The following is a 25,067-nucleotide window of genomic DNA, read 5'->3' as shown; positions in this document are numbered from 1 at the left end:
CTTCAAGGGGGGAGAGGCCACACTCGCTTGCCTGGTTGCTTTTTTGTCGGCAACCCCTCTTCCCCGATCCTTTGTCGACTTTGGGCCGACTCAGCCTATATGGGGACGTCTTTAAGAAATCCAAGAGGGGGGTGGAAAAAAATTGCTTGGAATGTGCTAACGCGCAGCACTCTGGCTGCTGTATGATCCGCGTTCACTCGATGGCTTCAGCAACTTCCCTTATTAACCTGCCGGTAAGCAAACCAGAAGAAGTGCGTCATGATGATAGTCGAACAGCTGAAGGCACTTCTCAGGGCGTTGCCGGACCCTGCTTTTGTTTTGTCCCGCAGTGGGAAATACGTTGCTGTCTTTGGTGGCCGGGATAAGCGTTATTACCACGACGGCAGTGGCCTGGTGGGGGCGAATATCTTAGATCTGGTGGTCCCGGATAAAGCAAGGTGGTTTCTACAGCAAATTGCCAGGGCGCTGGAATCCCGTGAGTTGTTGATCGAGGAATATGAGCTCAGCAACAAAGATGTGAAGGGTTTGACCGATGACGGCCCCCTGAAGCCGATCTGGTTTGAGGGGCGGATTCAGGCGCTGGACTTTCTGGTCGATGGGGAAGAGGTCGTTCTTTGGGTGGCGAGCAATATTTCTGAGCGCTATCAGCTGGAACGAAAGCTACGAGAGCTCAGCGACACGGATCAACTGACCGGGCTTTTTAATCGACGCAAGCTTCAGCATGATTTGAATCAGCAGTATGACTCTTGGGTGAAGTATTCCATACCCACCTCGGTGTTCATCTTTGATCTGGATAACCTCAAAAAAATCAATGACACACAGGGCCATCATGCAGGCGACGCGATCATCCAGGCGGCGGCCAATATTTGCCGTGCCGAACTTCGACACTCCGACACGGTGTGCCGATTCGGGGGCGATGAGTTTGTGGTGTCGTTGCCCAACACCATGCTTGAACAAGCGCAGCGGATTGTTGAGCATTTGCATCGATGTCTTAGGACAGAGTTGCGCCGCATCTCTGGCGAGCACATTGTCGTCACGGCGAGCATCGGCCTGACTGTGATGAAACAGGAAGACCAGTCTCCCGAGGATGCAATCAGGCGGGCGGATGCCGCCCTGTACACCGCTAAGAATCAGGGCAAGGATAGGGTGGTTACCGCGTAGTACTGCGCGAGAGTCGGCTTCAAACACCGGTCTGAAATTGTATTCTTGCGGGCAAAACCGTGTTTTCATGTCGTCATAAAAATTGTGTGGCTTAATGTGGCAATGCTAGACACCTCATGGGGAGTTCCGGACAATTGACACGGACATATCTGTCAGTGGGAACAAGTGCCGAGTGATTGGCATCAGTCCTGGTCATTCGAACTGCGCCACGGGCGCAAGACCAACCTCTCACAAAAAAAGGAAAATCCTTATGAACAACGTCATTCATGCATTGTTCTCTCGCGTTTTGGGTCTGTTGACTGAAAAAAGGCGCTGGTTGCGGGGGCTGGGTATTGCGAGTCTCGTGTTCGCTGTAGCAGGGTGTGCCAGCACCCAGCCGCCAGAAGGAGTGACCGCCGTTACGCCTTTCGATGTACAACGTTACGAGGGGCGTTGGTATGAAATCGCACGGTTGGACCATTCATTTGAGCGGGGAATGACGGATGTTTCCGCCCTGTATACCGCCCAGGATGACGGCAGTATCCGTGTGGTGAATCGTGGCTATTTACCTGCCAAGGACAAATGGCGCGAGGCGGTGGGACGCGCACTGTTTACTGGTTCGAGCAATACGGGTTCTCTCAAGGTCTCCTTCTTCGGGCCGTTTTACGGCGGTTATCACATCGCTGCTCTGGACCCCGACTACCGTTGGGCGCTGGTAATCGGGGCTGATACAAGTTATGCGTGGATTCTGGCGCGCGATAAGCAAATTGACGAATCTGTGCGCGAAGATCTTGTCGCGCGCGCCGAGGCATTGGGCGTCGACACGTCAGAGCTGATCTGGGTGGAGCACTCGCGCCAGGACCCTGCACATTAAGGCTGGGCGGCACCTTTGCCAGTACTGGCAGCGGCAGGGCCATAAGTTATATGTGCTGAGCCGCACGCCTGAAAAAGTCGCCGCTTTGTGTAGCGGTGCGCGGGGTATCAGGAAGCGGGAAGAGCTGGATGATGAAATACCCATTGATGCCGTAGTGAATCTGGCCGGTGCGCCTATCGCGGATCGCACATGGACTTAAAAACGCCGCCAAGTGATCTGGCACAGCCGCGTAGACCTGACGCGCACTTTGGTGGACTGGATCGGGCGGTAGCCCGTCCCGCCCCGAGTGCTGTTGTCAGGCTCGGCGGTTGGCTGGTATGGCGACCGTGGCGATGAATGGCTGACTGAGGATAGCGCAGCGGGAGAAGCCGACTTTGGCAGCAGAATGTGTGTGGTCTGGGAGCAAGAGGCTGAGCGGGCGCGCCAATGGGGGGTGCGCGTCGCATTAGTTCGGACGGCGCCGGTGTTGGCCCCTCAAGGGGGCATGTTGGCGCGGCTATTGCCACCCTTTCGCATGGGGTTGGGTGGGAGGCTGGGCGACGGGCAACAGTGGATGCCCTGGATACACATTGACGATGAGGTGGCGCTGATCGACCATCTGCTGCAATGCCAAGATTGCAGCGGCGCCTTTAACGCCTGTGCGCCGGGCCTGGTGCGCAATATTGAATTCACCAAAACACTGGCTGACGCACTACGCAGGCCTGCGCTGTTCCCCGTGCCCGCATGGGCATTGCGCCTGGCTCTGGGTGAAATGTCGACATTGCTGCTTGGTGGCCAACGATTGAAACCACAGCGCACCCAGGGCAGTGGGTTTGCATGGCGCTACCCAGAGCTTGGGCCGGCGCTGGAGCACTTGCTGAAGAAGTAACGGGGCGGCCCATGGTGTGCCGCAACGGCTTTGCTCTTGAGACCCCGTGTTTTCCTGTATAAGGTTCATGTCGTATTCAATATTTGCATCGAGGAGAACACATTTCATGGAACAGAATCAGCGCATCATTCTGGTTGAGCGGCCTGACGGGATGCCTGACGAAACGCATCTCAAGATGGAGACTGCCGCCATTGCTGAACCGGGTGAAGGGCAGGTCTTGCTGAAAACCATCTACCTGTCTCTAGACCCTTACATGCGTGGCCGCATGAATGCGGGGCCCTCTTATGCACCGCGGGTTGAACTGGGAGATGTAATGGTGGGGGGCGCCGTCAGTCAGGTCGTTGCGTCAAAGCATCCAGAATGGCAAGCGGGTGATTTCGTAGTCACTCGCAGCGGCTGGCAGTCCTACGCAGTGGTAGACGGCAACCGTCTGCGCCGCGTTGATCCGAAGCTGGCCGCCATCAGCACAGCGCTGGGCGTCTTGGGAATGCCGGGCTTTACGGCCTATGCGGGCTTACTGAATATTGGTAAGCCCCAGCCCGGGGAAACCGTGGTGGTGGCTGCGGCAAGCGGCGCAGTGGGCCAAGTGGTCGGGCAAATTGCCAAACTTAAAGGCTGTCGCGTTGTTGGCGTTGCAGGAGCAGAAGATAAATGCAAGTACGTCGTCGATGAGTTGGGTTTCGATGCCTGCGTAAATTACAAGAGCGACGACTTTCCCGCTCAACTTGCCGCCGCCTGCCCCGACGGCATCGACGTATATTTTGAGAATGTGGGTGGCAGAGTGCTGAGCGCCGTGATCGGCCTGCTGAACGATTTTTCCCGCATGCCGGTATGCGGGCTGATCGCGCAGTACAACGGTACTGAACTGCCACTTGAGCATAACGAACTACCCAAGCTGATGCGTGCTGTGCTCACGCACAGGGTGTTGATCCGCGGCTTCATCCAATCTGATTTTCAAGCCGACTTCCCACAGTTTCTGCGCGATATGAGCGAGTGGGTGCGCAACGGCGATGTGAAATACCGGGAAGATGTTGTGCAGGGTCTGGAAAATGCAGTCTCGGCTTTCCAAGGGCTGCTCGTGGGTCGCAACCGCGGGAAAATGCTGGTACAGGTGGCGGAAGACCCGAGCCGGTAGAAACGTTACTGAGGGTTCGCCACCACGCTCTTTACCGGCACTCCCGCAATTACCTTTGGCGAGTTTGTGGCCAAGCGTGTTGTGCGGGCCGATAAGCAAACGGAGTTTAAAGCACGGCCGAGTGGTAACGCTGCGAGTTTCCAAGACTCGCAGCGTTGCTGTGGAAGGTGCTTAGGCTCGGCTTCTTGGAGTGCTCAATGAGTCCCGATACCGAGCTGAGGGGCAGGTCCAAGTTGAGCAGATTGAGTTCCTGCCGGATATGTCAGATTATCGCTGCCCGTCGTCGCCCTTGACGTCCTCTTTCAATAAGCCACCGAGTCGAGAATTGAGGCGGCCTCCGGTGCCCATTACAAGAGCGAAAAGTATTTCATTCGGCCGTGGAGCATCTTGAATACCTAATTCCATGCTGTTGAAATGACTGCGGACATATGAAGCGTGGATATAGTGAACTGGGACCATCATGCGGTACCCCGCTGTAGCCACTGCTTTGTTAGCAGGAACCATGGCCTTGGGTTGTCCGAGCACTTCGCGCATGGCCCAGCCGCCGGCTTCGTGCCATACGGCGCCGTGTTCCATCTCGCCGTTTAATCCTACGATGGCGGCTTTGGAATAGACCTCTATTTGTTCAACTCCACCTAGTGCAACGACGAGCTCCTCTGCGAGTTGCTTACCAAGACCCCGAAGCTCACTCATGAATGGCATGAGGTCGGGTTCATACCGCCCTGCATATGGGTTTTCCACTACGGCCATTGCAGCTGCGAGTTTTAGGGGAACTTCCGGAGCAGGTCCAAGTTCGTGGTAAGTCGTTTCTATGGTCAGGGCTTGCTTCCGAACTTTAATGAGTGTCATGGTGCATCCTTTTGAAGAAAAACAGAGGAGTGTGTTAAGAGCTCAGTTGGGAACGCTTGGCTGGCGACCGGATATATTGGTGAATAGCGGTGTTGTCAGCTTCTGGCATAGACAGAGCGGCATTGGCCCACAAGTCAGAGCAAAGAGCGAGCTGCCTAGCTTGCATACCGTTTTCTTTACACAGACGATCGGCAATGGCAAGGTCTTTTGCTTGCAGACGCAAGGAGAATCCTGCGGTGTAATTTTCTTTCAGGATGAACGGGACCAACTTAGTTTCGGAGGCTACATTCCGTCCGGATGAAGTGTTGAGAATTTCTGCAAAACGGTCTGTGTCTAGGCCCATTTTTTGGGCGATGCTCACCGCTTCGCATACCGCTAACAATCCCGCAGCATAGACATAGTTATTTAGTGCTTTCATGGCGTGAGCCGCGCCGAGCTTGCCGGTGGGAATAAGTGAGCTACCTACGAGTGAAAGCAATGGTTCGATTGCTTTAAGGCCCGCCTCGTCGGTACCTACCATAATTGTCAAGTCTCCCGTCCGAGCTTTGGCTACTGCACCCGAGACGGGGGCATCCACTAAGGTGATGCCATGTTTTTCTAGTTCTGCGGCCAACCGTATTGTTTCGATCGGGTCGGAGGAACCCATATCGATGATTAGTGAACTCTTGGGCAGAAACTGGGCAAGGCCGGCCTGCTGGTTGTTTCCCAAAACGACAGAGCTTGTGATTTGACTGTTGGGTAACATCAAAATAAACGTGTCGCACGTGCCGAAGTCTGAAAAACTTCCAGCCCGAAAGAGGCGGGTGTTCCATGCTTCGTGCTGCTGGAGCTGTGCAAATGGCTTATCTGATGCATCAAACGCGTAAATTTTTAAAGTCTCATTCTTAGCAAGGTTTTCAAGCATTGGGAGGCCCATGGCCCCAAGTCCAATAAATCCCACTTCCTTTTGCATTTGCACTCCTGATAACCTGGTCGAGTTGTTTTTAAAAAGCTTTGGTGGAAACGAGGAAGGGTGAGAAATACGCTTCAATGCCCTCAATCCCCCCTTCGGATCCCAGACCACTATCAAGAACCCCGCCAAAGGGTGTCTCAGGCAGGGCAAGAGCAAAGTGGTTGATGGCCAGCATTCCTGCCCTAAGGCCGTTCACAATTTTTTGCTGGGTGTTTGCGTTGTCGGTGAACGCATAGGACGCGAGCCCAACTGGTAAGCGATTTGCTTCGTCTATGGCTGCATCGAGGTTTTCCATGCGGCTGATAAGAGCAATCGGGCCAAAGGGTTCTTCGTTCATCACCTGTATTTTTGGGGTGGCATCTGCGATCACGGTAGGAGAAAAAAACCAACCATTGTCACCAATGCGACTACCTCCCGTAGTAATTTGGGCGCCGTTCGTTTGGGCGTCGTCGACCAGTCGAGTGATTTTTGCAAGTTGCTCTGGAGTGGCGAGTGGGCCCATGTCAGTGTCTGGGCTCAAACCGTCGCCTACCGTGATGTTCTCAACCGCTTCTGTAAAGTCTGAGACGAATTTCTCATAAAGAGGGGCTTCAACCAGAAAGCGAGTCGGCGACACACACACTTGCCCGGCATTGCGGAACTTCCAGTCTTTGGAGAGGGCAACCACTCTCGCGATATCAGCGTCTCGGGCAATAATGACGGGAGCATGGCCACCTAGTTCCATTGTGACTTTCTTGAGCTGTCCTCCCGCTGCTCCCGCGAGTGCGCGGCCTACACGAGTGGAGCCAGTCAATGAAAGCTTGCGTATTTCCGGGGCTTGCACAAGAACTGATGAAATTTCGGCGGGGTCACCCCAAATCAGGCTGAGCGCTTTAGGAGGGAGACCAGCATCTAAGAGCGCCTGACAGATGCGCCATGCGGTCGTGGGGGTTTGTTCAGCGGGTTTCAGAACAATGGAACAACCCGCTGCGAGTGCGGGTGCAATTTTCTGCATGGGTGTCCAGGCAGGGAAGTTCCAGGGGGTAAACGCAGCCACAGGGCCGATCGGGCGCCGGTGCACCGCCCAACTGATATTCTGAAGCCGGCTGGGTATTAAGCGGCCATAGGTGCGTCTACCTTCTTCTGCAAACCAATCTAAACAATCTGCCGAGGCAAGCCACTCGCCTTTCGCCTGTGCTAGAGGCTTGCCCTGCTCTAGAGTCATATCAGTGGCCGCCGCATCAACGCTTGCGCGCATGATGTCAGCAGCTTTTCTCAGCACTTTGCTTCGGTCGAATGGCGAAACCGCAGACCACTCTGAAAATCCCTCTGATGCGAGCGCTACAGCTTCAAGAGCTTCTTGCTTTCCTGCTTTCGGAACTCGTGCGATCAGTTTTTCGGTTGAGGGATTCACAAGTTCATAAGTGCCCAATGAGCCTTTAGCGCGGGCTTCGCCATTGAGGATTAATTTAGCCTCGTCCATTTCCTGTTCCATTATTGGTTTTCTGTGATGCAAGGGCAGCGGCAAGACTGTGAATCGGCCGCTGCCCCGAGATTGTCAACTTATGGTCACGAAGCTGTGGTTAACCGAGGCGGTTCAATTCCCGCTTGTTCGCATGCGTAGTCCAGCAATGCGGTGAAGTCTTTCTTGGCGTAAGGAGTGGACCGCGCGGCACCATAGACCGCGTGGACCGCTGCTCCGACAGGTAGGCCCAGCCGTAATGTTGCTGCTGCATTGAGCGCTAGCGTCATGTCCTTGTGGGACAAGTCAAAAGTAAAACCAGGCTCAATATCGCCAATGAGTGTCTTGGTTGCGAAATTGACTTGCATCTGGCCGTTGTTGGCTGTTGTCTGGCCGTTCACCGCTTTAATGGTTTCTACCGGCAACCCCAGCTTTGTGCCGAGAACAAGTGCTTCCGCAGTGATTTGGGCAATGGACAAAATCTGGAAGTTATTCACGATTTTCACGCGAATTCCTGTTCCTGCCAGCCCGCATCGTACGATGGTGGTGCCCATGGCGTTGAACAAGGGCTCCGCTTTCTTGAAATCATCTTCGTCATTGCAGCCCACCATGAAGAGTGATTCTCCTTTAATCGCATGGCTGGCAAGGCGACCCACCGGCGCATCGATAAAACGAATGCCCTTCGCTGCACATGATTCGATGAGCCTGTCAGTTCCGACAGGGTCAATGGTGCTCATATCAATTAGCAAACCACCCGGTGCCATATGAGCAAGCGCTCCGTCAGGTCCAGCAACCACCTCAAGAACATGCTCCGTGGCGGGCAGCATAGTGATCACAATTTCTGCGCCCGATACGGCTTCTTGAAGGCTTGACGCCGGTGTGGCGCCGGCTTCTACGACTCGATCAATACTGGCTTGCGAGATGTCGTAAACCGTAATCGGTGTGCCTTTGCGTGCAATGTTAGAAGCCATGGGGCCTCCCATAGCGCCGAGCCCAATAAAGGCGATTTTCATGCTTGTCTCCTTCGTCCTGTGTTGAGTGGGGTTGAACTAGTACTTGCTTTTATTTCACACAGTGATGTATCGTTTCATTTATAGTAGCACATGAATAAGCAGATAAAAAAGTGTTTTTAGGCTCACACAGCCTGGAAAAAACGGGGCGACAGTTCATGTCGTCCTTCATACAAAGGAAGGAGGAGAACTTCTTATGGCACAACGAAAAATGCTGAAATTGGCAGTCGGTGCGTTCGCGATGACGGCTGCTATGGCACATGCGCAGGACATACGGGTTGGGGTGATTTACGACCAGACAGGGCCGTTCGCGGCGGCTGGCTCGGTCAACGCCTCCATTGGGACTCAGATTGCGATCGACATGATCAACGAACGTGGCGGCGTCGAAGGGCGCAAGATCGTGCCCGTTACAGTTGACGCCCAATCCAAAGTCGATGTTGCGATCAACGTTGCAGAACGTTTGCTAAACGTTGAGAACGTAGATTTGGTGATGGGGGTGTATTCAAGTGCACAGTGCGTGCCGATGGCTTCGAAAGTAGATAATGCGAAGAAGTTCATGTGGGCGAATGTATGCATTTCATCTGCCGTGTTTAAGGACCGCGGGCTGGAGTACGTCTTCCGTGCCCAAGTTCACTCAGATCAATACGGCCAGACCTCGTGTGACTTCCTCGCGGCAACATCCCAAGAAAAATTCGGTGTTCCTGTCGAAAAGCTGCGGGTCGCCATTATTCATGAGGACGGTCCTTACGGTTCAGGCAACGCCCGAGCCAACAAGGAAGCCTGCTCAAAAGCGGGCATGAATATCGTCCTCGAAGAGGGCTACTCCATCAACGCTACGGATTTGTCACCGATGGTGACCAAGTTACGTCGCGCGCGCCCAGATGCCATCCTGCACACTGGATACTCGCAGGATATTGGCTTATTCCTTCGGCAAGCCAAGGAGCAAGGCTTGAAGTGGAAAGCGCTAATTGGACATGGCGCGGGCTACGCCAATCCAGAGCGGTTAACCGAGCTGCAGGGTGATGATGCTGCATACATCATGAATGTTGATCCGGCCGTTGCTCAGATTCTTGATCCTGCGACCCTGGCGCCTGAACTGGGTGAAGTGATTACTGAGGCCAATAAGAGAATGCTCGAGCAGAGCGGTATGAGTTATGCCGAAGCCAACTTTTGGATGGGCTTCAACCAATCATGGATTCTGTTTAGCGATGTGATGCCGCGCGCAATCCGTGATTATGGAGATATCTCACCTGAATCATTACGTAAGGCTGCACTTGATACTGATATTCCAATTGGTGGAACGGTGCAAGGATATGGTGTGAAGTTTGCAGAACCAGGCCATCCAATGTCTGGTCAGAATCTTCGATCATCACCTGTCGTTATTCAGTACACACCCGAAGGTACCAAGGTGCTGTGGCCTAAAGAAATTGCTACGGCAGATCCTGTAATACCACTTCCCTCCAGCATCGCTTTTGGGCACTGATTATAAAGATTATTCGATCTAAAAATTGAAAATAAGAACAGTAGTTACACCACAGGGGGACATCCCCTGTGGGAAGTTCTGTCCAAAAAAATATTGCATATGAGGTAAGCAATATGCTGGAAATAAATGGTCTTACCAAAAGGTTTGGTGGGTTCTACGCCGTTAATAACGTAAATTTTAATGTTGAAGAGGGCGAAATATTAGGGCTTATTGGGCCTAACGGCTCAGGAAAGAGTACGACCTTTAATATGATCGCCGGTACCTTAGCTCCGACGTCAGGCTCTATAAGCTTCGCAGGAAAACAGATTGAAGGGCTCAAAGCCCACACAATTTGTCGTATGGGCGTAGGGCGAACATTTCAGATACCTCGTCCTTTCAATGCGTTGACATTGGTGGAAAATGTAGCGTTAGCCGCTTGGTTTGGCCAACAGGGGCGGAAAAGCCGCGAAGAATGTAAACGCCAGGCATTTGAAGCCATGGAATTGGTTGGGCTCCCCACTAATCCCGATCTCACCACTGATGGCATGGGTGCTGCCGGTTTGAAAAAACTCGAGCTTGCACGAGCACTAGCCAGCCAACCCCGCCTGCTTCTTGCGGATGAAAGCTTGAATGGCCTTGACCATACTGAAATGGAGCAGGCCGCAGATATGCTTGAGTTCATACGACGTGAGCGAGGCATTACCATCATCTGGGTAGAGCATATTATGGGCGTCCTAATGCGCGTTGTGGATCGGGTCGTAGTATTGAATCAGGGAGAGAAAATTTATGACGGAGATCCGCAGCAAGCCCAGTCGGATCCCAAGGTCATACAGGTTTATTTAGATGACAACTCAGCGGAGGGTGAACAATGAGCATGCTCTCCCTTGAGAACGTCAGTGCGGCATACGGTAAGTTTAGGGCTCTAGATAACGTGTCCATGACAGTAAGCCCAGGCGAGGCGGTGGCTGTTATTGGAGCGAATGGGGCTGGAAAGACTACATTGCTCCGAGCAATATCGGGCATGCTACCCGTGACGGCTGGAAGAATCATAATGGAAGGCGTAGAAATAAGTGCCATTCCACCACACCATATTGTTGAGCACGGTATTGCTCATGTTCCTGAAAACCGCCGTTTATTTCCCAGCCTATCAGTGGAAAGCAATCTGAGGCTTGGCTCTTATCCTCGCATTGCGAGAAGCCAGTTCGCACAACGCCTCGATTATGTATACGACATTTTCCCAAGACTTAAAGAACGCCGCCGCCAATTGGCGGGGACCATGTCCGGAGGCGAGCAGCAGATGTGTGCTATTGGTCGTGCCCTCATGAGTAATCCTAAGTTAATTCTACTTGATGAGCCATCAACGGGACTTGCGCCTGTCATCGTTGCACAAGTTTTTGAGTTGATTCGGCGCATTAGCGAAGAGGGCTATACGGTTCTCATCGTTGAGCAGAACGTTCAAAAGGTGCTGCAGGTGGTTGATCGTGCCTATTTGCTTGAGGCTGGCACCATCCGCATGAGTGGTAGTGCTGATGAACTACGGAAATCGGATGATGTGCTGAAGTCCTATATGGGGATTGCGTGATGGGTTTCTCATTTGATATTTTTCTGCTTGAAACAGTCTTAAATGGCGTTCTTCTAGGTGGATTATTGGCATTGTTGTCGCTCGGCCTCAATCTAATATTTGGCGTCATTGACGTTATTTGGATTTGTTATGCTGAAGTGGTAATGATCGGTATGTATAGTATTTACTATTTTTATTCTGATCTTGGTGTGCCTCTGATTACATCGTTTGGGCTCGGAATCGTAGTGACCATGGTGTTAGGGGTGGCGCTTCATTTTATCGTTATTAAGCCGATATTAAATACTGCTCCAATTAATCAGCTATTGGCTACAGGTGGGGTTTTAGTACTATTGCAGGCCAGCGCCACAATGGTGTTCGGTATTGAGTTCCGTAGCTTGGGTATCTCTATGGGATCGATATCTGTCGGGGATATGTTTTTTGCGAATTCCCGTCTCGTGACATTTGCTGTCGCTGTTGTGGCAATGATTGGCCTCGCTATTTTTTTACGCAAGACGTACACAGGTATTGCCATTCTTGCACTGAGCCAAGATCGAGAGGTAATGCCTTTGGTAGGCGTTAATAGTAATCGTATATACATAATCACATCAGCGATTGGGGGTGGATTGGCGGGCCTCGGTGCAGTGTTGATGACGCTACAGTTTGATATTCATCCACATATCGGGTTTCAATTTGGTCCATTAATATTTCTCGTTTGTGTTTTGGGCGGCCTGGGAAGCCTTGTGGGAGGTTTTGTCGCTGCTCTAATTATTTCCCAGCTGATAGTCGTTGGAGGGTCGTATTTCTCCACTGAGTGGGGGTACGCTATTGCGTTCCTGGTGTTTATGGCCGCGATGTTTGTTCGTCCACAGGGCTTGTTTGGGAAGAGCTGATATGAAAAGAACAATGCTTTTAGTTCTGGTTGGAGCCATCGTTATGTGCTCTCTACCTTTCTTAATTGTTGGTCTGTTTTCTTCCGGTAGTCGCTATTATCTACACCTTGTTATTCAAACTTTAATTTGGGCGCAGATATATACGGCTTGGGCGTTAATGGGGAGATTTGGCCTGACTTCGCTGGGGCACGGGGCTTTTACTGGAGTAGGCGCTTACGTAACCGTGATGTTATGGAATTGGTTTGGTTTGAGTCCTCTGGTGGGTATACCCATTTCCATAGTTTTGGCAGTGATTTTGGCTGTTATGATTGGCTATCCCTCTTTTATGCAGCGAATTAAAGGCCATTACTTTGCACTTCTTACTTTGGCGCTGGTGGAGTTTGTGCGTCTTTGTATTGTCGGGCTGCGTGATTACACTGGTGGCTCCTTGGGAACACAGCCTCAGCGCTACGGTGATGGTTTGTCGTTCTTTGCAGTCCAGTTTGAAACCAATCGTTTTGTTGCGTACTTCGTCGTACTGGTCATTTGGACATTTACACTGATTGTCTGGCAAAAGCTGAATAACAGTATGGATCGTCAGGCATTAGAGGCGATAAACGAGGATGAGGATGCAGCAGCTGCAGCGGGGATTAATGTTACATATGAGAAGCTGAAAGTTACAATGATCTCGGCAGCTCTAACTGCTTTAGGCGGGGCGATCTTTGCGCAATACCAAATGTATATTGCTCCTGAAAGTATTTCCGGGTTGAATGTTTCTTTGAGTATCGTCTTTGGCGTAGTTGCAGGTGGAATTGGCGTTCTTCTAGGGCCTACAGTAGGTGCCATTCTCACCCAATCGTTAAGTGAGGGCTTACGTGTTTTTGCACAAAGTTCGGCTTGGCTAACTGAGAACCTCGGAACTAGGGCGCTTTCGCTTGATGGTATTATTTACGGTGTTTTGCTGCTTCTGTTCATTATTTACATGCCTAAAGGCATAGTCGGAACCCTCCTTTCGTCACGGAAGAAGCAAAAATAGGACACTGCATGGAGGGCGCCGTTAACGAGGTTAAGCAAATGTCATCTTATAAGCCGGTGATTGCAGCGCTGAGAGTTCTAGACGTGTTAGCCGCTGTGAATAGAGTAGCCGGCGGAGCAACTGTCGCTGATATTCACCGGCAAACCTTATTAGATAAGGCGACGATTGTCCGGATGCTGACCACGCTCATTCATGCGGGTTATGTGGTGCGCGAGGAGGCCGCTGTTTATCGTGTCACCGGTAAAACGTTGCAGTTGAGCTCCGGGTACGATCGCCATTCGGCCATCAGCACCATTGTTTCTCAAGATCTGAGAGAGTTTCGTCAAGCGATAGGTTGGCCGTCAGACGTTGCTATCCTTGATCAGGATGCAATGATAGTGGTTGATACCTCGCGTCATGCAGAGCCGATGCAGTTCAGGCGCGTTGCGGGCTTCCGTGCACCAGTTCTTTTAACTAGCATCGGTTTAGCGTATCTGGCTAATTGTCCGGAAAGTGAACGACAGGCATTTCTGAGCAAGGCAGAACAGAATCCCGACCCGTCATTCGATTTAGCTAGGCGCCCAGAGGAACTACAAAAACTGTTGCAACGCGTGCGAGAACAAGGCTTTGCAACAATGACTGAGGGTTACTCTGAGCATGCTTATGCTGCCCAATTTTTTAGTATTGGCGTGCCGATCATGACCAAAAGGCATGTTTTTGGCTCTATCAACATCATCTATCTTCGGTCGGCGTTAACTCACGAGGAAGCCTGCGTGTCCCTCTTGGAGCCGTTGAAAGATGTCGCTGCGAAAATGGCCTGTAAGTTGAGCGCGCGCACTAGCTCTCATGTGGGGCATTGAGCTGCTCTGCCAATCCGATAAGCAGTGGGGTTACTCTGTCCCACTACTGAGGGTTCACTAAAACTTCCTTCAGCAACTCAATAAACACTAACGTGCGCTGTGGGAGTAGGCGGCGCCCCGGCGTGACGCACCAGATGATGATGTCTGGCAGGCGCCACTGCGGTAATACCGGTTGTAGTTTTCCTTGTTCCACCATGGGCTGGGCGTAGCGGTCGGATAGGCCGACAATGCCCAGGCCCTGCGCTGCGAGTTCCTGCTGCAATCCCAATGAGTTAGCCAGGAGAATGTTGGAGGGCACGCCTTCCCACCGCTCGTTTTCCCGTGTCAACCGCCATTGCTGAGGCTCGCCACCGCTCGTTACCAGAACGAGGCCGGTGTGGTTGAGCAGGTCGGCGGGGCTATCAGGTGTGCCGTTGCACCGCAGATATTCGGGGCTGGCGTACAGGCCATTATGCAGGGTGGTGAGTTGCCGGGCTACCAGTGAACTGTCATCCGGAAGGTGAGTGGCGGCACGAATCGCAACGTCGAAGCGCTCGGCGATGATGTCGACCCGGCGCGAAGAGAGATCCAGCTCCAGACGCACATTGGGATACCGGCGGGAGAATTCCGTGACGATCTGCACCACAGACAATTCGCGAAACTCCGGCGGCAGAGATACGCGCAGTGTGCCGTGAGGCGTGGCTTGCCGGTGTTGTGCCAATGAGGTGGCGGCTTCGGTTTCATCTGCCAGGCGCCGGGCATGTTCAAGAATGCTTTCCCCGAAATCGGTCAGCACCAGCCGCCGCGTGCTGCGCTGCATGAGCCGCTCGCCCAGTTCGTCTTCCAATTCGGATAACCTGCGGGACAGGGTGGATTTGGGCAAACCCGTGAGATCGGAAGCACGGGTAAAGCTGCCCGCGTCGATGATGTGGGCGAAGAGAATCAGGTCGTTGGCATGGAGTTTTAAGGCAGACATAGTCGTTTATTGTTCCATATTTGGAATTATTATAGTTCGATTTCGCTGTTTCTCCCGATATTTCTTTTTAATAGAATGCTTATATCGAACTAAACATTAGAACGCAGGTTCTTCTTTTACCGCCCGACCCGCGGCGCCTATTTGGGATTAAAAAGAATATGACACACCGTTATACCTCTACCGCAATCTTCCTGCATTGGCTGGTCGCACTGGGCCTGGCGGGGACATTCGCGCTGGGCTACTACATGGAAGCTCTGCCGTTCTCACCCAATAAGCTGAAGCTGATCGCCTGGCATAAATGGGCGGGCATTACCCTGTTGGCGCTGGTGGTGGTTCGAGTCGTATGGCGCTTGACACACCGCGCACCGTCCTTGCCTTCTGATATGGGGCCAGCGTCGCGGCTGGCCGCTCATGCAGGCCACGCTTTGCTGTATGTGCTGATGCTTGCCATTCCCCTCACCGGCTGGCTTGCCAGCTCTGCGCAGGGGGTATCGGTTGTGTTGTTTGGCGTTTGGCCATTGCCCGATCTGCTTGGCAAGAGCCGTGAACTCGGCACTGCGTTGCAGAATACGCATCGGATATTGAACTACTTGTTACTGGCGGTGGTCATAGGTCACGTGGGGGCGGCGCTGCAACACCATTTTGTCAAAAAAGATACGGTGCTGGCCCGGATGCTGCCTTTTCTTAGCAAGCAGTAAGGGTCAGGCTTTTCAGATAGTAAAAAAACTCCCGGAGCAATATTTATGAACATATCTTTATTACGCCCCCTGGCCCTGGCCGCTGTATTGAGTTTTAGTGCCTTGGGCAGCGCCCACGCGGTGGAATACACCACGCTTGATTCCGACGCCAGCAGCATTTCTTTTGGCTACAGCCAGATGAATGTGAAGATGGACGGTGGTTTCAGCGAGATCAAGGCAACCGAGCTTAGCTTTGACCCGGCGAAGCCTGAAGCGGCCAAAGTGGCGGTTGAAGTGGCTTTGGCAAGCATCGACGCGGGTTATGACGAAGCCAATACCGAGCTTGAAAAAGACGAGTGGCTGGCGCTGGCCGCCCACCCTTTGGCGACATTTACATCAAGCAAGGTTGAAGCTGTGAGCGATAACCAGTACCAGGTAACCGGCGATCTCACTATCAAAGGTCATACCAAAGAAATTACGGTGCCGGTCACCTTCAAGGAGGAAAACGGCGCGGGCGTCTTTGAGGGCAGTTTCACCTTTCAGCGCGCTGATTTTGCGGTGGGCGAAGGGCAATGGAAGGATTTCAGCATCGTTGCTAACGACATCGAGCTTAAGTTCCACATGGTTGCTCGCCCCTAAAGGGGGGGGCACAACTTTTTACCCGATTAATTCTTAACTAACACAAAATAGGTTCTCTTATGAAAAAAACTCTTGTTGCAGCTGCATTCGCTACGTTGTTCGCCGGTCAGGCTCTGGCTGAGCCCGTCACCTATGCGGTGGATTCCAGCCACACTTTCCCGCGTTTTTCGTACAACCACATGGGTTTGTCCAAGCAGTCGCTGCAGTTTGACAACACAACTGGCACCATTGTTCTCGACAAAGAAGCTAAAGAAGCTCAGGTGGATATTTCTATCGACATGACTTCTGTCAGCACCGGTTTCGAGGCGTTCGACGGCCATATCCAGGGCGAGGACTTCCTGGATACCGCTCAGTTCCCGAAGGCGACTTTCAAGTCCACCAAGGTGGTGTTTGAAGGCGACCAGCCTGCTGCTATCGAGGGCGATCTCACTATCAAAGGGGTGACCAAGCCTGTGACCCTGACTGTGACCTCCTTCTTCAACGGCCCCCACCCCATGATGAAGAAGGACGCTATCGGCGCTAACGCAACGGCGGTGATTTCTCGCACAGAGTTCAACGCTGGCAAGTTTGCTCCCGGCGTAAGCGACGAAGTCACGCTGGATATCTCCGTCGAAGCCATTGCGCAGTAAGAGTCACTTCGGCCGGGCACGACTCACGTGCTCGGCTGAATGATGCGACGGGCGGTATATAAATACTGCTTGTAAGTCATAGAAAAAGCTCCGCTTCATAATGAAGACGGAGCTTTTTTGTGTCGCCGTGTCGGCTATAACCCCGGGCGGGGTGATGGGCGCGATATGCGCTTAAACCTTGGCGGCGACTTCGTTCAGGGCGGCCGTGAAGGTGCTCACAAGTTCGCCGACCTGCTCTTCGTTAATAATAAGAGGCGGGCAGAACGCCATGCTGTCTTGAATATTACGCAAAATGAGGCCGCGTGCTTGGGCATGTTCCGCCACCATTGCGCCTACGCGCCCAAGCGGGTCGAATGGCTGGCGCGAGGCTTTGTCGGCCACCAGTTCGACAGCGGCGATCAGGCCGGTGCCACGCACTTCACCCACCAAGGGGTGATCCCGCAAGGCGCCCAGTGAGGATTGCAACAGTTCACCCATACGCGCAGCGTTCTCCACCAAGCCCCGTTCTTCGATGATACGGATGTTTTCCAGTGCCACCGCCGTGGATACAGGGTTTCCGCTGGTGGTGTAACCATGGCCGAAAACGCCCAGCTCGCCGGTGTATTCGGTAATGGTTTTGTGAACCTGCTCATTCATGAGAATGGCGGCCAGAGGCATGTAGGAAGATGTCAGCTGTTTGGACAGGACCATGATGTCAGGCTGGATATTGAATTTGTGTGAGCCAAACAGGGTGCCCAAACGCCCAAACCCAGTAATGACTTCGTCGGCCACCAGCAATACATCGTGCTTGCGGCACACTGCCTGAATTTTTTCCCAATACGTAGCAGGGGGGACGAGCACGCCGCCGGCACCCATAACGGGTTCGCCAATGAAGGCGGCTACCGTTTCAGGGCCTTCCTGCTGGATGAAGGCATCTAATTCCGCAGCCAGGCGTGAGGCAAATTCCTCCTCGGTCTCCCCGGGCCGGCCTTCACGATAAAAGTGCGGGGTGGTGACATGCTTCATCTGCGGCAGGGGCAGATCGAAGCCTTTGTGATTAGGCGCCAGCCCCGTCAGGCTGGCAGAGGCAACCGTCACCCCGTGATAAGCGCGTTTGCGTGCGATGATTTTTTTCTTGTCGGTGCGACCCAGAGCATTGTTGTAATACCACACCATCTTGATGACAGTGTCATTAGCTTCGGAGCCCGAGTTGGTAAAGAAAACGCCGCTCATCGCGCCATCGGTAAGCTGCACCAGCTTTTCCGCCAGAGCAATGCTGGGGTTGTTCGCTTTGTGAGTGAACGTGTGATAGAAGGGCAGCTTCTGCATTTGCCGGGTGGCGGCCTCTACCAGTCGGGCTTCGTTAAAGCCGACAGCCACACTCCACAGGCCGGCCATGCCCTCTATATAACGCTTGCCGTTCTCGTCATAGACATAGATGCCTTCGCCGCGCTCGATGATAAGCGGGCCGACTTCTTTGTGTTTGACTGCGTTGGTGTAGGGGTGCAGGTGGTAGGAAATGTCGCGGTTGCGTGTGCTGGTGGGGAAGGCGTCGATTGGGTTATTCATATAAAACGCTCTGTTTCTTAGTTCTGAATGGAAGTGTCTCGTCTCCTGTGAATATACCCTGAAGGCAGCACGAAGCAAGGCCGCTGATCAGCGCGGCAGCCTGCCGGGCCGCAGATTCAGTTTCATGGATTCTTTTACTTCCTCCATCACCGCAAAAGTACGGGTTTCCCGAACGCCCGGAAGTTCCCAAAGCACGCGGCCAGCGAATTCCCGATACGCCTCCATATCCCGATGGCGGGTTTTCAGCAGATAGTCGAACCCGCCTGCCACCATGTGGCATTCCATAATTTCGGGCCGCACTTGCACGGCGGCCTTGAATTCATCAAAGACATTCAGACCGCTGCGATCCAGTAGCACCTGCACGAAGACCAGCAAACCGGCCTGAAGCTTGCGCGGATTCAGTTTTGCCTCGTAGCCCAGGATGTAGTTCTCGCGTGCCAGGCGTTGCACCCGTGCCAGCACAGCAGTGGGTGACAGAGACACGGCTTCGGCCAGCCGGGTATTGGGCATTCTGCCATCGCGCTGCAGGAGATCCAGAATCTCCAGATCGACTCGATCCAGAGCGTATTCTGAGTTTTCCATGTGTTTTTCTCTATTTAATCGCTAAAAAATAGTGAATAAATTAACCGATTGGGCCGTACCATTATATGAATAACGGGTCTGTCCCGGTTTTTGGGCTGGCCTCTGGGTGATGTGGTCTCTGTTTATTGGAGGGGTGTGATATGTCAGCTGCGTCTGCTGTTCAACGGGTGTCTGGTCAGGAAGCTGGTCCGCTGTTTTCTCATATCACGCCGCTGCCGCCGCGCACGGAGCTGCGCCGCGCTATTACCGCCGCGTGGCGTAGTCCTGAGCCGGAACGGGTGCCTGCGTTGGTGGAAGCTGCGCGTTTGTCACCAGAGCTGTCCGAGCGTAGCCGGGCGCGTGCTTTGGGCATCACTCGTGGCTTGCGCAAGCGTAAAAGCGCGTTGGGTAAGGCGGGTCTGGTGCAGGGGCTGCTGCAGGAGTTTTCTCTATCTTCCCAGGAAGGCGTCGCCCTAATGTGTCTGGCAGAAGCCTTGTTGCGTATTCCCGATACGGCCACGCGCGATGCCCTGATTCGCGACAAGATCCGCGACGGGCACTGGCACGAGCATTTGGGTAAGGCGCCGTCGCTGTTTGTGAACGCGGCTGCATGGGGGTTGATGTTGACCGGCAAGCTCGTGTCTACGCATAGCGAGGCGGGCATGTCGGCGGCCTTGGGCAGGCTGGTAGCCAAAGGCGGCGAGCCGCTGATTCGCAAAGGGGTGGATCTCGCCATGAGAATGATGGGCGAGCAATTTGTGACGGGGCAGACCATTCAGGAAGCCTTGCGCAATGCCCGGCCGATGGAGGAAAGGGGCTTCCGTTATTCCTACGACATGCTGGGAGAAGCCGCCATGACGGCGACCGATGCGCGTCGTTACCTGTCTGATTACGACAACGCCATTCACGCTATCGGCAAGGCGGCCCGAGGCCTGGGGGTGTACGAAGGCCCGGGGATCTCCATCAAGCTTTCAGCCTTGCACCCACGCTATGCCCGCGCTCAGGTGGAGCGGGTAATGAATGAGCTCTATCCGCGTCTGCTGGAACTGGCAAAACTCGCCAAACATTACGACATCGGTTTGAACATTGATGCAGAAGAAGCTGATCGCCTGGAGCTTTCCCTCGACCTTCTGGAGCGCCTATGTTTTGAGCCTGAACTACAGGGGTGGCAGGGCCTGGGTTTTGTCATTCAGGCTTATCAGAAGCGCTGCCCCGAAGTGGTGGATTACCTGATCGACTTGGCCCGGCGCAGCACACGGCGTTTGATGATCCGCTTGGTGAAGGGGGCGTATTGGGATACGGAAATCAAGCGCGCTCAGGTTGAAGGTCTTGATGGATATCCGGTGTATACACGAAAAGTGTATACGGATGTCTGCTATATCGCTTGCGCCCGCAAACTGTTGGCAGCACCCCATCACATTTATCCGCAGTTTGCGACTCACAACGCGTTGACACTGGCAACGATTTACGAATTGGCAGGGCCCGCTTCCTACTACCCTGGGCAGTACGAGTTCCAATGCCTGCATGGAATGGGGGAAGCCCTGTACGATCAGGTGGTGGGTGCTGCCAATGGAAAGCAGAGCAGGCCATGCCGTATTTATGCGCCAGTGGGTACGCATGAAACCTTGCTGGCATACTTAGTACGCCGCCTGTTGGAAAACGGCGCCAATACTTCTTTTGTTAATCGGGTGGCCGATCCGTCTGTGGCTATTGAAGTATTGGTAGAGGACCCAGTACGCAGCATAGAGACCATGGCTGGTGAGGAAGGGCGCATGGGTGTACCACACCCTGCGATTCCCTTGCCAAGGGTTTTATATGGCGAAGGTCGGGTCAACTCTCGAGGTCTGGATTTAGCCAATGACGATGTCCTGACCCGTTTGGTTGAGCAGCTACAAAGGGAAGCGAGTAAGCCATTGCGCGCAGGCCCTATGCTGGCGGTTCAAGAAAGCACTGGGAAGTCGGAGGCGAATGGGTTCATGGCAGTTGTGAATCCGGCTGATTGCACAGATGTCGTCGGCCATGTTCGCCACGCGACGGCTGTCGAGGCAGGGGAGGCGGTCGAGGTCGCTTACCAGTACGCGCCTGTCTGGGCGGCAGTGCCGGCTCAAAGGCGTGCAAAAATTTTGTTGCGTGCCGCTGATTTCATGGAAGCCGATATGGAGCGCCTGTTGGGCGTTCTGGTGCGTGAGGCCGGAAAAACCTATGCCAATGCGGTGGCGGAAGTTCGAGAGGCAGTGGACTTCCTGCGGTATTACTCGGCTCAGGTTGAGGCGACGTTTGATAACCATACCCATAAGCCGCTTGGCGTGGTGACCTGCATCAGCCCGTGGAATTTTCCGCTTGCCATCTTCACAGGCCAGATTGTGGCGGCCCTAGCTGCAGGCAATGTCGTGTTGGCCAAGCCGGCTGAGCAGACAACCTTGATCGCAGCTGAAGGCGTGCGTTTGCTGTGGAAGGCAGGTGTACCTTGCGAAGCCCTGCAACTGGTGCCCGGTAAAGGCGGGGAAGTTGGCCCCTTATTGACGGATGATGAGCGGGTGCAAGGCGTGATGTTTACCGGTTCCACAGAAGTGGCGCGGCAGTTACAGCGCATTCTCGCGCGGCGTGTAGGGCCGCAGGGCCGCCCGATTCCGTTGGTGGCTGAGACGGGTGGTCAGAATGCCATGATTGTGGATTCCTCTGCTTTGCCCGAACAAGTGGTGCGGGATGTCGTACTGTCTGCCTTCGATAGCGCCGGACAGCGTTGTTCAGCCTTAAGGGTGCTGTGCGTGCAGGAAGAAGTGGCTGACCAAGTAGTGGCAATGCTGAAGGGCGCTATGGAAGAACTGCGGCTTGGCAACCCCATTGCCCTGCATACTGATGTCGGCCCTGTGATCGATGCGCGTGCACGCGATGCCATCAATCAGCATATCGACTCCATGGCGGCGCGCGGCCACAAGGTGTCTCAATTGTGTTGGGGCGGAGAAGGTGAGCGCCGCACGGTGCTGCAACAGGGTATTTATGTGGCGCCCACCCTGATCGAAATCCAGACGATTGGCGAGCTGAAGCGGGAAGTCTTCGGGCCGGTACTCCACCTGCTGCGATACAAACGGGAAAACCTGGATGCGCTGCTGGAGCAAGTGAAGGCGACAGGCTACGGCCTGACTATGGGACTGCATACCCGCATTGACGAAACCATTCGGCAAGTTTCCAGCCAAGCACACGTGGGGAACCTGTATGTAAATCGTAATATGGTCGGTGCTGTCGTGGGGGTTCAGCCTTTTGGGGGAGAAGGCTTGTCCGGCACCGGCCCCAAGGCCGGCGGGCCGCTTTACTTATATCGCTTGCTGGCTGAGCGGCCAGCCGATGCGCTGAAACAGCCGTATGGGGCATTGGTCTCAGAGACATTGGCACCGCTTGCATCGGTAGCTGCGGTGGATGCTTTGGTTGCTTGGCAAGCGTGGTGTGACACGCAGCCAGGCTTGTCGTTCGTGGATAAGCACGCATTTTTCGGCCTGTCCGCCCACACATTGAACGGCCCCACCGGCGAGCGCAATGTTTATCAAATCCATCACCGCCAGGCAGTGCTGTGTATCGCGCAGACGGAGTCAGCGCTGCTTGACCAGTTGGCGGCGTTGTTGTCAGTCGGAAGTCGGGCGGTATGGAACGGAAAAAGTTCTGTGGCGGAAGCGCTGTATCACCGCTTACCCGCCACGGTGCAGTCGTGCGTGGAGTTATCGCCGGATTGGAGCGGTGAAGCGTTTGATGCGGTGCTGCATCAAGGCGATGTATCCGACCTTCAGGCATGGCAACAGGCCCTGGCTGATCGCGAAGGCGCGATTGTGCCGCTGATAGCAACAGGAATGGCGGCAGGCCCCATTCCCTTAGAACGATTAGTACTTGAACGCGCCATTAGTATCGACACCACGGCTGCGGGAGGAAACGCTAGCTTAATGACCTTATCTTAAATTTCGCTGAAATGGGGTCTGTCCCCATTTCAGCAGTTTGTCAGCTTGGGTGGGCTCATGAAGTAGAATTGTTGGTTCTTCTCAATTAATTATTTTTATTCATGATATGGCTTTGCTTGAACGCGTTCATCTGGAGATTCTTCGGGAGGTTGATCGGCGTGGCACGCTGACGGCGGCGGCAGAGTCGTTGCATCTGACGCAGTCAGCGCTGAGTCACACTATCGCCAAATTCGAACGGCTGGCGGGCGTCAGTCTCTGGTTGCGTGAGGGGCGTTCGCTGCGGTTGACCGAAGCGGGTGAGTATTTGCTGGCCATGGGTGAGCGCATGCTGCCGCAGTTTGAGACAGCAGAGGCGTTTCTTAGTCAATATGCGGTCGGAGAGCGCGGCACGCTGCGCATTGGTATGGAATGCCATCCGTGTTACCAATGGCTGCTTAAAGTGGTGTCGCGCTACCTGGGTGATTGGCCGGATGTGGACGTCGATGTTAAGCAGAAGTTCCGCTTCGGCGGGATGGGGGCTTTGTTCAACTATGAAATTGACCTGGTGGTGACGCCCGACCCGCTGCAAATGAAAGGGATCAGCTTTCTGCCGGTATTCGATTACGAGCAAGTGCTGGTCGTTGGGCGCGGCCATGCGCTGGCGAATCGTGAAACCGTCGAGCCGGCAGATCTCATGAATGAAACCCTCATTACTTACCCGGTAGAACCGGCACGGCTCGATATCTTCGCGCTCTTTCTAGCGCCTGCCGGTGTGATGCCTCGCCGACATAAAACCTTGGAAAGTACCGACATCATGCTGGAAATGGTGGCGGCAGGTCGTGGTGTCGCGGCGCTGCCGCGCTGGTTGGTCTTGGAGTATGCCAGCCGCATGGCGATTGTGCCGGTGCGGCTGGGCAAAGAAGGTATCCATAAACAGATTCATCTGGGGCGGCGGGATTCCGATGCCGAGCCAGCGTATTTGAAGGCATTTATTGAGCTGGCTCGTTCGCTGCCCGTTGAAGAAGCGCCGATCGCCTGAACAGGTCTGCCTCCGTGAGCGGGAAGGCCACCCCGATTCAGCCGCCGCCTTCTTTACGCAGAATGAAATGAGGAAATAGTGCGTGCAGCTCCGCGAGTAAGGCCTCACCCGGGTAATCGTGGAAGCGCGTATGGTTCAGTGCATCGTCCTGGCATCCTGTAGGTCGAAAGACCTGCAGTGCATAATGCGTCACGCCCGAGCGCGCCAGTTGCCGAGCTAATGTACGGATTTCGTCTTCATCATGCAGCCGGGGGTGGATCGTTGTGCGAACCTCGTAGCTCACTCCGGTTTGCAACACGGCGCGCAGGCTTTCAAAGGCCGGTGCGCCGCTATTGCGCACTTGAGTCACAGCCTCATAACCTGCTCCCGTGGCTTTGATGTCCAAGCCTACCCAGTCCACCAGCGGCAATACCTTGCGTAGCCGATCCGGGTATATGCCGCCGGTGTGCAGCCCTACCAAGAAACTGTGCTCGCGAGCTTCCAGCATGGCTGTTTCCAAGCCGGAATCCATGGTGGGTTCGCCGCCACTAAACACCACTGCGTCGATCAGACCCGTCCGCCGCCGCAAGAATGCGCTGATGTCATCCCAACTGATTGGGCTTTCGGCGGTGCGGGCCTGGAGATGGGGGTTGTGACAATAGCCGCAGCGCCAGGGACAGCCCTGTACGAAAAGCACCGCGCACAGCTTGCCGGGAAAATCGGTGGCGGAAAAAGGTGTGATTCCTCCCACTTTCAGCGTAATGGGCGGCAGCAATGCAACGGTCTCAGCGGAAAGCCCAGCCGACTCAGGCCGGGCCGCCGCCTGTGAGAGAGCAACGGCGGCGTGCATGGTCAGGCTGCCAAGTTTTTGCGGTGGCTGAACACACTGGCGCTCAGGCCGGCCGCACTTTCCGTAAAGTATCGCCGTTCGTGAAATTCGCCTTTTTTACCGATGTTGAACGACGAAACCGGCCGATGGTAGCCCATGACGCGAGTCCAGACTTCGCAAGGCTGGCGCTCGTCGTCACGTAGTGTGATGGTTTGCAAGTGTGTAGACATAGTAGATTCCTCAGAAAGA

Annotated in this window: 23 protein-coding genes and 1 pseudogene; 15 read left to right on the top strand and 9 right to left on the bottom strand. The window is 54.1% G+C overall.

Annotated features, from left to right (window positions below; translation table 11 throughout):
* Nucleotides 1-258: 258 nt before the first annotated feature.
* The 4 genes and pseudogenes from VRY85_RS05290 to VRY85_RS05275 all read left to right on the top strand — a co-directional run bounded on the left by VRY85_RS05290 (nucleotide 259) and on the right by VRY85_RS05275 (nucleotide 4,017).
* Nucleotides 259-1,161, top strand: coding sequence for a GGDEF domain-containing protein (locus VRY85_RS05290; protein ID WP_414597571.1), 903 nt, complete (start codon nucleotides 259-261; stop codon nucleotides 1,159-1,161).
* A 250-nt stretch (nucleotides 1,162-1,411) separates the two neighbouring features.
* Nucleotides 1,412-2,014 carry a lipocalin family protein gene (locus VRY85_RS05285; RefSeq protein WP_414597570.1) on the top strand — a complete coding sequence of 201 codons (603 nt, stop codon included), beginning with the start codon at nucleotides 1,412-1,414 and terminating at the stop codon, nucleotides 2,012-2,014.
* Nucleotides 2,004-2,882 (top strand): annotated as a pseudogene (locus VRY85_RS05280) (TIGR01777 family oxidoreductase). The gene VRY85_RS05285 and the pseudogene VRY85_RS05280 overlap by 11 nt, the downstream one beginning before the upstream one ends.
* 106 nt (nucleotides 2,883-2,988) lie before the next feature.
* Nucleotides 2,989-4,017, top strand: a complete 1,029-nt coding sequence (locus tag VRY85_RS05275; protein ID WP_414597569.1) for an NADP-dependent oxidoreductase — start codon at nucleotides 2,989-2,991, stop codon at nucleotides 4,015-4,017.
* A gap of 267 nt (nucleotides 4,018-4,284) precedes the next feature.
* Here the strand turns inward: VRY85_RS05275 and VRY85_RS05270 are convergent, their stop codons facing one another.
* The 4 genes from VRY85_RS05270 to VRY85_RS05255 all read right to left on the bottom strand — a co-directional run bounded on the left by VRY85_RS05270 (nucleotide 4,285) and on the right by VRY85_RS05255 (nucleotide 8,272).
* Nucleotides 4,285-4,866 (bottom strand): amino acid synthesis family protein, encoded by a 582-nt coding sequence (locus tag VRY85_RS05270; RefSeq protein WP_414597568.1) that lies wholly within the window; start codon nucleotides 4,864-4,866, stop codon nucleotides 4,285-4,287.
* A gap of 34 nt (nucleotides 4,867-4,900) precedes the next feature.
* Nucleotides 4,901-5,818 carry an NAD(P)-dependent oxidoreductase gene (locus VRY85_RS05265; RefSeq protein ID WP_414597567.1) on the bottom strand — a complete coding sequence of 306 codons (918 nt, stop codon included), beginning with the start codon at nucleotides 5,816-5,818 and terminating at the stop codon, nucleotides 4,901-4,903.
* A 31-nt stretch (nucleotides 5,819-5,849) separates the two neighbouring features.
* Nucleotides 5,850-7,292, bottom strand: a complete 1,443-nt coding sequence (locus VRY85_RS05260) for an NAD-dependent succinate-semialdehyde dehydrogenase (protein WP_414597566.1) — start codon at nucleotides 7,290-7,292, stop codon at nucleotides 5,850-5,852.
* Between the two features lie 74 nt (nucleotides 7,293-7,366).
* Nucleotides 7,367-8,272 (bottom strand): NAD(P)-dependent oxidoreductase, encoded by a 906-nt coding sequence (locus VRY85_RS05255; RefSeq protein ID WP_414597565.1) that lies wholly within the window; start codon nucleotides 8,270-8,272, stop codon nucleotides 7,367-7,369.
* 193 nt (nucleotides 8,273-8,465) lie between these two features.
* On the opposite strand from VRY85_RS05255, the gene VRY85_RS05250 reads away from it, so the two are divergent.
* From VRY85_RS05250 to VRY85_RS05225, 6 genes are all read left to right on the top strand, one after another.
* The gene (locus VRY85_RS05250; RefSeq protein WP_414597564.1) at nucleotides 8,466-9,752 is read left to right on the top strand and encodes an ABC transporter substrate-binding protein; all 1,287 of its coding nucleotides are present in this window, start codon (nucleotides 8,466-8,468) and stop codon (nucleotides 9,750-9,752) included.
* 68 nt (nucleotides 9,753-9,820) lie between these two features.
* Complete coding sequence (locus VRY85_RS05245) at nucleotides 9,821-10,603, top strand: ABC transporter ATP-binding protein (protein ID WP_414597563.1); 783 nt, start codon at nucleotides 9,821-9,823, stop codon at nucleotides 10,601-10,603.
* A gap of 2 nt (nucleotides 10,604-10,605) precedes the next feature.
* A complete protein-coding gene (locus VRY85_RS05240; protein ID WP_414597712.1) occupies nucleotides 10,606-11,313 on the top strand; it encodes an ABC transporter ATP-binding protein in 708 nt (235 codons plus the stop codon).
* A complete protein-coding gene (locus VRY85_RS05235) occupies nucleotides 11,313-12,182 on the top strand; it encodes a branched-chain amino acid ABC transporter permease (protein WP_414597562.1) in 870 nt (289 codons plus the stop codon). Before VRY85_RS05240 ends, VRY85_RS05235 begins: the two co-directional genes overlap by 1 nt.
* A gap of 1 nt (nucleotide 12,183) precedes the next feature.
* Nucleotides 12,184-13,197: a branched-chain amino acid ABC transporter permease gene (locus VRY85_RS05230; protein WP_414597561.1), complete on the top strand. Its 1,014-nt coding sequence runs from the start codon at nucleotides 12,184-12,186 to the stop codon at nucleotides 13,195-13,197.
* A gap of 8 nt (nucleotides 13,198-13,205) precedes the next feature.
* Complete coding sequence (locus tag VRY85_RS05225) at nucleotides 13,206-14,036, top strand: helix-turn-helix domain-containing protein (RefSeq protein WP_414597560.1); 831 nt, start codon at nucleotides 13,206-13,208, stop codon at nucleotides 14,034-14,036.
* Between the two features lie 43 nt (nucleotides 14,037-14,079).
* Here the strand turns inward: VRY85_RS05225 and VRY85_RS05220 are convergent, their stop codons facing one another.
* On the bottom strand, nucleotides 14,080-14,991 hold the full coding sequence (locus VRY85_RS05220) for a LysR substrate-binding domain-containing protein (RefSeq protein ID WP_414597559.1): 912 nt from the start codon (nucleotides 14,989-14,991) through the stop codon (nucleotides 14,080-14,082).
* Nucleotides 14,992-15,149: 158 nt separating this feature from the next.
* Here VRY85_RS05220 and VRY85_RS05215 point away from each other — a divergent pair, with 158 nt between their 5' ends.
* From VRY85_RS05215 to VRY85_RS05205, 3 genes are read left to right on the top strand one after another with little or no spacing between them, the layout of a single operon-like run.
* Nucleotides 15,150-15,689: a cytochrome b gene (locus tag VRY85_RS05215; RefSeq protein WP_414597558.1), complete on the top strand. Its 540-nt coding sequence runs from the start codon at nucleotides 15,150-15,152 to the stop codon at nucleotides 15,687-15,689.
* A 45-nt stretch (nucleotides 15,690-15,734) separates the two neighbouring features.
* Entirely contained in the window at nucleotides 15,735-16,307 is a 573-nt protein-coding gene (locus tag VRY85_RS05210; RefSeq protein WP_414597557.1) for a YceI family protein, read from the top strand.
* A gap of 59 nt (nucleotides 16,308-16,366) precedes the next feature.
* Entirely contained in the window at nucleotides 16,367-16,936 is a 570-nt protein-coding gene (locus VRY85_RS05205) for a YceI family protein (RefSeq protein ID WP_414597556.1), read from the top strand.
* Nucleotides 16,937-17,107: 171 nt separating this feature from the next.
* Here the strand turns inward: VRY85_RS05205 and VRY85_RS05200 are convergent, their stop codons facing one another.
* Nucleotides 17,108-18,484 carry an aspartate aminotransferase family protein gene (locus VRY85_RS05200; protein WP_414597555.1) on the bottom strand — a complete coding sequence of 459 codons (1,377 nt, stop codon included), beginning with the start codon at nucleotides 18,482-18,484 and terminating at the stop codon, nucleotides 17,108-17,110.
* Nucleotides 18,485-18,571: 87 nt separating this feature from the next.
* A complete protein-coding gene (locus VRY85_RS05195) occupies nucleotides 18,572-19,066 on the bottom strand; it encodes an Lrp/AsnC ligand binding domain-containing protein (protein WP_414597554.1) in 495 nt (164 codons plus the stop codon).
* 140 nt (nucleotides 19,067-19,206) lie between these two features.
* Between VRY85_RS05195 and putA the strand changes: the two genes are divergently transcribed.
* A complete protein-coding gene (gene putA / locus VRY85_RS05190; protein WP_414597553.1) occupies nucleotides 19,207-22,992 on the top strand; it encodes a trifunctional transcriptional regulator/proline dehydrogenase/L-glutamate gamma-semialdehyde dehydrogenase in 3,786 nt (1,261 codons plus the stop codon).
* A gap of 112 nt (nucleotides 22,993-23,104) precedes the next feature.
* Nucleotides 23,105-24,010, top strand: coding sequence for a LysR family transcriptional regulator (locus VRY85_RS05185; protein ID WP_414597552.1), 906 nt, complete (start codon nucleotides 23,105-23,107; stop codon nucleotides 24,008-24,010).
* A 37-nt stretch (nucleotides 24,011-24,047) separates the two neighbouring features.
* Here the strand turns inward: VRY85_RS05185 and VRY85_RS05180 are convergent, their stop codons facing one another.
* Nucleotides 24,048-24,839 (bottom strand): anaerobic ribonucleoside-triphosphate reductase activating protein, encoded by a 792-nt coding sequence (locus tag VRY85_RS05180; protein ID WP_414597551.1) that lies wholly within the window; start codon nucleotides 24,837-24,839, stop codon nucleotides 24,048-24,050.
* 2 nt (nucleotides 24,840-24,841) lie between these two features.
* Nucleotides 24,842-25,048 (bottom strand): anaerobic ribonucleoside-triphosphate reductase, encoded by a 207-nt coding sequence (gene nrdD / locus VRY85_RS05175; protein WP_414597550.1) that lies wholly within the window; start codon nucleotides 25,046-25,048, stop codon nucleotides 24,842-24,844.
* Nucleotides 25,049-25,067 lie beyond the last annotated feature (19 nt).

This window comes from Achromobacter sp. F4_2707, from assembly GCF_047501535.1.
Lineage (GTDB): Bacteria > Pseudomonadota > Gammaproteobacteria > Burkholderiales > Burkholderiaceae_B > Yanghanlia.
Note: the sequence above shows the minus strand (reverse complement) of the source record. Positions and strands in the feature narration are given on the sequence as shown.

What these genes read in the sequence shown, in the direction of transcription:
- VRY85_RS05290 (WP_414597571.1), top strand. Translation starts at nt 259, where the DNA reads ATGATGATAGTCGAACAGCTGAAGGCACTTCTCAGGGCGTTGCCGGAC.
- VRY85_RS05285 (WP_414597570.1), top strand. Translation starts at nt 1,412, where the DNA reads ATGAACAACGTCATTCATGCATTGTTCTCTCGCGTTTTGGGTCTGTTG.
- VRY85_RS05275 (WP_414597569.1), top strand. Translation starts at nt 2,989, where the DNA reads ATGGAACAGAATCAGCGCATCATTCTGGTTGAGCGGCCTGACGGGATG.
- VRY85_RS05270 (WP_414597568.1), bottom strand. Translation starts at nt 4,866, where the DNA reads ATGACACTCATTAAAGTTCGGAAGCAAGCCCTGACCATAGAAACGACT.
- VRY85_RS05265 (WP_414597567.1), bottom strand. Translation starts at nt 5,818, where the DNA reads ATGCAAAAGGAAGTGGGATTTATTGGACTTGGGGCCATGGGCCTCCCA.
- VRY85_RS05260 (WP_414597566.1), bottom strand. Translation starts at nt 7,292, where the DNA reads ATGGAACAGGAAATGGACGAGGCTAAATTAATCCTCAATGGCGAAGCC.
- VRY85_RS05255 (WP_414597565.1), bottom strand. Translation starts at nt 8,272, where the DNA reads ATGAAAATCGCCTTTATTGGGCTCGGCGCTATGGGAGGCCCCATGGCT.
- VRY85_RS05250 (WP_414597564.1), top strand. Translation starts at nt 8,466, where the DNA reads ATGGCACAACGAAAAATGCTGAAATTGGCAGTCGGTGCGTTCGCGATG.
- VRY85_RS05240 (WP_414597712.1), top strand. Translation starts at nt 10,606, where the DNA reads ATGCTCTCCCTTGAGAACGTCAGTGCGGCATACGGTAAGTTTAGGGCT.
- VRY85_RS05235 (WP_414597562.1), top strand. Translation starts at nt 11,313, where the DNA reads ATGGGTTTCTCATTTGATATTTTTCTGCTTGAAACAGTCTTAAATGGC.
- VRY85_RS05230 (WP_414597561.1), top strand. Translation starts at nt 12,184, where the DNA reads ATGAAAAGAACAATGCTTTTAGTTCTGGTTGGAGCCATCGTTATGTGC.
- VRY85_RS05225 (WP_414597560.1), top strand. Translation starts at nt 13,206, where the DNA reads ATGGAGGGCGCCGTTAACGAGGTTAAGCAAATGTCATCTTATAAGCCG.
- VRY85_RS05220 (WP_414597559.1), bottom strand. Translation starts at nt 14,991, where the DNA reads ATGTCTGCCTTAAAACTCCATGCCAACGACCTGATTCTCTTCGCCCAC.
- VRY85_RS05215 (WP_414597558.1), top strand. Translation starts at nt 15,150, where the DNA reads ATGACACACCGTTATACCTCTACCGCAATCTTCCTGCATTGGCTGGTC.
- VRY85_RS05210 (WP_414597557.1), top strand. Translation starts at nt 15,735, where the DNA reads ATGAACATATCTTTATTACGCCCCCTGGCCCTGGCCGCTGTATTGAGT.
- VRY85_RS05205 (WP_414597556.1), top strand. Translation starts at nt 16,367, where the DNA reads ATGAAAAAAACTCTTGTTGCAGCTGCATTCGCTACGTTGTTCGCCGGT.
- VRY85_RS05200 (WP_414597555.1), bottom strand. Translation starts at nt 18,484, where the DNA reads ATGAATAACCCAATCGACGCCTTCCCCACCAGCACACGCAACCGCGAC.
- VRY85_RS05195 (WP_414597554.1), bottom strand. Translation starts at nt 19,066, where the DNA reads ATGGAAAACTCAGAATACGCTCTGGATCGAGTCGATCTGGAGATTCTG.
- putA (WP_414597553.1), top strand. Translation starts at nt 19,207, where the DNA reads ATGTCAGCTGCGTCTGCTGTTCAACGGGTGTCTGGTCAGGAAGCTGGT.
- VRY85_RS05180 (WP_414597551.1), bottom strand. Translation starts at nt 24,839, where the DNA reads ATGCACGCCGCCGTTGCTCTCTCACAGGCGGCGGCCCGGCCTGAGTCG.
- nrdD (WP_414597550.1), bottom strand. Translation starts at nt 25,048, where the DNA reads ATGTCTACACACTTGCAAACCATCACACTACGTGACGACGAGCGCCAG.